The organism is Planctomycetota bacterium (assembly GCA_035574235.1).
GTDB lineage: Bacteria > Planctomycetota > MHYJ01 > MHYJ01 > JACPRB01 > DATLZA01.
This window is the reverse complement of record DATLZA010000039.1, coordinates 1-3,087: the sequence shown is the minus strand read 5'-3', so window position 1 is coordinate 3,087 and position 3,087 is coordinate 1. Positions and strand designations below refer to the sequence as shown.

3 protein-coding genes are annotated in these 3,087 nt (G+C 69.3%); all 3 read left to right on the top strand.

Translation table 11 applies throughout. From position 1 onward, the window contains the following. Positions 1–137 precede the first annotated feature (137 nt). The gene (locus tag VNO22_03280) at positions 138–710 is read left to right on the top strand and encodes a hypothetical protein (protein ID HXG60375.1); all 573 of its coding nucleotides are present in this window, start codon (positions 138–140) and stop codon (positions 708–710) included. 71 nt (positions 711–781) lie between these two features. Next, positions 782–1,819 carry an Ig-like domain-containing protein gene (locus VNO22_03275; protein HXG60374.1) on the top strand — a complete coding sequence of 346 codons (1,038 nt, stop codon included), beginning with the start codon at positions 782–784 and terminating at the stop codon, positions 1,817–1,819. A 4-nt stretch (positions 1,820–1,823) separates the two neighbouring features. After that, positions 1,824–2,948 carry a hypothetical protein gene (locus VNO22_03270; protein ID HXG60373.1) on the top strand — a complete coding sequence of 375 codons (1,125 nt, stop codon included), beginning with the start codon at positions 1,824–1,826 and terminating at the stop codon, positions 2,946–2,948. Positions 2,949–3,087 lie beyond the last annotated feature (139 nt).

Sequence of the window (3,087 nt, the reverse complement as noted above, 5' to 3'; positions counted from 1 at the left end):
TCTACAGCCAGGATTATCCGACCCAGACGAGCCTCTCGCTGCTGAACGTGAATCCGGGGACCGGCACGGGCAGCCCGACGAAGGGCGAGATCTGGATCGACGGCGTTCAGGTCGTCGGACCGTAACATCGCAGAACCATGGGCCGCTGGCTGGCGTGGGCGTGCGGCGGGCTTGTGGCCGCGGGGGTCGTGGTCCGGCTCTGCGTCGCTCCGGCGGCGCCGGCGCCGGACCCGGCCCCCAAGAGGGCCTCGAACGCCTCCGTTCCGCCCACGCCGGCCTCGGCCGCCCCCGTCCATTCCCTTGCCCTCAGCCCTCGCGCGGCGGCGCTGAAGGACCGCATTCTCGTCCAGGGCCGGCTGGCGAAACCCGCCGACGCGACCCCCGAAGAGATCCAGGCGTTCGAATACGCGGAAGAGCTCGAAAAGAAGGGAGCCCCGCCGGAATGGGCCGCCGTGCAAGGGGCGCGCCGCGCGGATTTCGAGCGCCATGAGCAGGAGCGACGCCGCCGCGTGGAAGAACGCAACCGCCAGGCCCGGGAGCGCGCCGAAAAGGCGCGGGAAATGCATCGCCGAAAGCTCGAGGAGTTCCGGGCCAACCGCCCCGACCGGCCGCCTCCGGCCCAGGAGCTTCCGAGCATGAAAAACCTGGATCTGGGGCCCCCGCTTCTGGAGAGCTCCGCCACGCCGCCCCCGGAAAAGAAGGCGCCCTGAAAGAGAGGGCCGGCAGGGAACCGAGGCGTGCGCTCGTCGGAAGGCGGTTCTCCGGCGTAGAATTAATGAAGATGACACGCGCCGCCCTTTTAACCTTCGTCGCGCTTCTTGTGCCCGCCTGTGGGGGCGGCGGAGGCGGCGGAGGGGGAGGACCGAGCCCGTTCGCCGTCCTCTTCCGGGCCCCCACGCCCAACGCCACCGACATCTCCCGAACGCCGGTCGTCTACGTGCAGTTCAACCGCGCCGCCGATCCGGCCACCGTCACGAACCAGAACTTCTTTCTGACGTCGGGCGGAAACCCGGTTCCGGCCGCCGTGAGCTACCAGCCCTGCAACTTCATGGCCCGCCTCGAGCCCTCTTCCCTTCCCCTGACCGCCGGCACCTACACCGTCCATCTCACGGCGGATCTCAAGGACGCCGGCGGCGCCGCCCTCGCGCCCGAAACGTTCGACTTCACCGTGAGCGATTTCGCGGATGCGGATCGGCCGACCTTTTCCGGAGTTTCTTCCGCCGCCGCCGCAGGCACGGCCTCCATCACCCTCTCCTGGTCGGGCGCCACCGACGCTTCTTCCGTAACCTACGACATCTTCGTCTCCACAACCTCCGGCTGCTATAACTTCGGCGCTCCGTTCGACACGGCGACCGCCTCCCCCCACACGGTCGTCGCCCTCGCCCCCAACACGACCTATTTCTTCATCGTCCGGGCCCGCGACGCCGCCGGAAACACCGACCAGAACACCGTCGAGGCGAGCGCCAAGACGCTCGTCTCCTGGAGCGCGAACGTCTGGCCGATCGTTCAGAACAATTGCCGCAGTTGCCATACCGGAAGCGGCGAAGGCGCCCAGCAGGTCCCGAACATGATCATGACCGACGCGGACACCACCCGCAGCGCGTGGGTCAACGTCGATCCGATCTGCTCCGGAGGCTCGATCCCTCCCGGCGCGAAGCGCGTCGTTCCGGGCGACGCGAGCCAGAGCTTCGTCTACAACAAGATCAGTCAAGCCGTCCCCTGGTGCGGCGACCGCATGCCGCGGGGCCGACCGGCGCTTGCTTCTTCCGACATCCAGCTTTTCTTCGACTGGATCGAACAGGGGGCCCTGGACAACTGATCTCATGAATCCGATCCTCGCCGCGCTGGCCGCCGCGCTGACCGTCCAGGACCGCCCGCCCGAGCCTCCCCGCGCCCCCGCGGAGGAAAAATTCCCCGCCTGGAGCGTCCACGGGGTCTTCTCGACCGATTTCAACGCGCTTCTCGCGGACCGGCATTCGCGCGACACGATGCCCGAAGAAGGGGTCGCCGGGGAATACGTCCTTGGAGCCTCGCTCCACCTCGACCGGCGCCTGAGCGTCTCGGCCCGCTCGTGCTTCGGCTGCCACGGCTTCGAGCTCCAAAGCGCCTACGCCGACTATGAGTTCCTGGAGGGAATCACGCTCCGGGCGGGGCGTTTTCCGATCCCCTTCGGCGGGCTCAGCGCCCGATCCCTCCCCCATCAGCTCGAATCGACGAGCAAACCGCTCCCGTACATCATGGGCTTCATGCCCCGCGGCCGCGAGTTCAACCAGGGAATCCTTCCGGCTCCCGCCTCGGACAACGGCGCCGCCCTCCTCGTCAACGCCTGGCTCGCCGAGGGGGTCCAGCTCGGCCTGGAGGCGGCCGTCACGCGGGGCCTGAAAGGCGTCTCCGAAGATCTCGACTTCGAGCTGAGCCGCGACTTCGAGGACAATAACGGCGAGCCCGCCGGCGCGGGGCGGGCGGCGCTTTCCTGGGGGCCGCTCGCCCTGGGCGTTTCGGCCGCCGGCGGCCGCTACGATCCCGACGCCGAGCTCGCCTACCGGCTGGCCGGCGCGGACCTCCAGCTGCGCGTTCTGGACGGCTGGACCCTGCGCCTCGAAGGAGTCCTGCGGGAAACCGATTTCCGCGACCCGGCGGGCGACCGGGATTCCTCCCTCCGCCGATCCTACGCCGCCCAGATCGACGGCGAAATCGCGCCGCAGTGGCGGGTCTTCGTTCTCCACGACGCGCTGCGGGTCGAGGATCTCTTTCTGACGTCGGCGGGGCCCCAGCCGGCGCCGGCCCCGGGCTCCTCCGACCGGGAAAACACGGTGACCCGCGTCGCCGGCGGAGTCGTGTTCGCGGTCCGGCCGGGGGTGCAGCTGAAATCCTCGGCCGAGTTCTGGAACTTCTCGGACTTCGACGACACGTGGGTCTTCCACGCCACCTTCGTCGTCTCGTTCTGACGGGGGTGCCGATCGTCCTCGGCGCGTGCGCCGCGGGCGACCCCCTCGATCGCGCGTTCGGACCCGACGGGCGCACGATCCGCCGGGCCCTCGAGGAGTTCCCCCCGGAGCGCCGGGCCGACTTCGAGCTCGTCCGCGA

What these genes read in the sequence shown, in the direction of transcription:
- VNO22_03275 (HXG60374.1), top strand. Translation starts at nt 782, where the DNA reads ATGACACGCGCCGCCCTTTTAACCTTCGTCGCGCTTCTTGTGCCCGCC.
- VNO22_03280 (HXG60375.1), top strand. Translation starts at nt 138, where the DNA reads ATGGGCCGCTGGCTGGCGTGGGCGTGCGGCGGGCTTGTGGCCGCGGGG.
- VNO22_03270 (HXG60373.1), top strand. Translation starts at nt 1,824, where the DNA reads ATGAATCCGATCCTCGCCGCGCTGGCCGCCGCGCTGACCGTCCAGGAC.